This window comes from Micromonospora sp. NPDC004540, assembly GCF_040610095.1.
Taxonomy (GTDB): domain Bacteria; phylum Actinomycetota; class Actinomycetes; order Mycobacteriales; family Micromonosporaceae; genus Micromonospora.
The window spans coordinates 1-2,067 of record NZ_JBEXLR010000202.1 but is presented as its reverse complement, the minus strand read 5'-3'; the positions used below and the strand labels follow the sequence as shown (position 1 = coordinate 2,067).

Sequence of the window (2,067 nt, the reverse complement as noted above, 5' to 3'; positions counted from 1 at the left end):
GCACTACTCCTCCGGCGTGGCGAACCACTTCTTCTACCTGCTCGCCGTCGGCAGCGGCTCCTCGTCGTACGGCAACAGCCCGACCTGCAACGGCATCGGACTCGGCGTACCGGCCCAGCTCGTAGAGCACGTCGGAGAGATAGACCAGGGCGCTGACCAGCGCCGGGGCGTTGTCGGCAGCCCGGGCCAGCGCCTCGGCCCGGCGCAACTCGGCCAGCCCGAGGTCGGGGATGTCCCGGGTGCGGCACAGCATGGCGATCCGGGTGGGCAGGAGGGCCAGGTCGGCGCCGACCGCCTCCGCGCCGACCGTCGCCTCGGCTGCCACCGAGGCGGCCTGCGCCGGATCGACCTTCATCAGATGTGCCGCGATGTCGGAAAGCAGCCCGACCCGCTCCGGTCCCTCCGGCACCCCGGCCGCCAGCCGGTACGCCTCACCCAGCTCGGCCGCGCCGTCGCTCTTGCCGAGGAGGGCCAGCAACCGGCCGCGCTGGTCGAGCAGCCGGGCGGCGCGCAGCGGCTCGGCGGCGGAGTCGACCTCGGCCAGGGCGGCCCGGGTGAGGGTCAGCGCCCGGCTGAGGTCGCCGGCGGTGTTGGCCGCGGCGACGGTCTCCTCCAGCACCCGCAGGTGGTCCATGCCGAGCCGGTCGGCGGCGTCGGGCACCAGCTCCCACAGTTCGAGGACCCGTTCCAGCAACCGGCTCTGCTCGGCGTACGCGTAACGGTCGGCGGCGGCGCCGGCGGCCACCCGGGCGGCGATCAGGGCGCGCGGGTGGTCGTGCGCCGCGTACCAGTGGTGGGCGATCTCGGCCGGGGCGCGACCGGCGGCCACCAGGTGTGGCTGCGCCTCGATCGCGGCGGCGTAGCGGGCGTGCAGCCGGGCGTGCTCGCCGGGGAGCAGGTCGTCGTGGACGGCCTCGCGGACCAGCGCGTGCCGGAACTCGTAGTCGCCGTCCGGGTCGGCCACCACCAGCTGGCCGGCCACGGCGGCGCGCAGCGCGTCCTCCAGCTCGGCCTCGGGCAGGCCGGCCACCTCGGCGAGGAGTTGGTGGGCGAAGCGGGTGCCGCCGGCGGCGGCGATCCGCAGCACCCGCTGGGCCGGCTCGGGCAGCCGGTCCACCCGGGCCAGCAGCAGGTCGCGCAGCGTCTCCGGCAGCACCGCGCAACCGACCGGGTCGCCGGAAGCGGCCAGCTCCTCGATGAAGAACGGGTTGCCCTGGGTACGCCCGTGCACGTCGTCGACGGCGCGGGCGGCCGGCTCGGCGCCGAGCAGGTCGGCGAGGATGGCCGCGGTGCCGTCCCGGTCCAGCCGGCCCAGATCGACCCGGTCCACGCCCCGGGCCCGGTCCAGCTCGGCCAGGAACGGGCGCAGCGGGTGGCCGCGGTGCAGCTCGTCGGTGCGGTAGGTGCAGACCAGCAGGAGGCGGGTGGCCCGGGCGGCCCGGACGAGGAAGCCGATGAGGTCGCGGGTGGAGCGGTCGGCCCAGTGCAGGTCCTCGATCAGCAGCACCAGCGGCCGCTCCTCGGCGAGCCGCCGGAACAGGTCGGCGACCAGGTCGAACAGGTAGCCGCGCGGGGTGTCGGAGACGGGCAGCCCGGTGGGCGCGGCGGACCCGGCCGGCAGCCGGGCCAGCTCGGGCAGCAGCCGGGCGAACTCCGCCTCGTAGCCGGCGAAGGCGGCCGGGCCGTCGTGGCGCAGCACGTCGCGCAGCGCGGCGGCGAACGGCGCGAAGGGCAGGCCGGCCTCGCCCAGTTCCAGGCACTGGCCGATCAGCAGCCGCGCGCCGGTCGCGGTGGCGTGCGCGCCGAACTCCTCCAGTAGCCGGGTCTTGCCGACCCCGGCCTCGCCGCCCACCAGGACGGTGGCCGGGTCGCCGGCGCGGGCCCGGCCGAGCGCCTCGCGCAGCCCGGCCAGCTCGGGCTGGCGGCCGACGAGGACGGTGCTGGCGGCGCGTGCGGTCACGCCGTCGAGCATGCCATGGCGCATGCCCGCGCCGTCCCGGCCGACCGGCCGGTTCCCCGCTGGTCCGGCCCCCCCCCGGCCCGGCCGGCCCGCGTCCCCGCGCGCCC

The 2,067-nt window shown here is 77.4% G+C and carries 1 protein-coding gene; it reads right to left on the bottom strand.

The features are described 5' to 3' along the window. A partial coding sequence (locus ABZV78_RS31680; RefSeq protein WP_355644531.1) for an AAA family ATPase occupies positions 1 to 1,960 on the bottom strand: 1,960 nt, incomplete at its 3' end. Positions 1,961 to 2,067 lie beyond the last annotated feature (107 nt).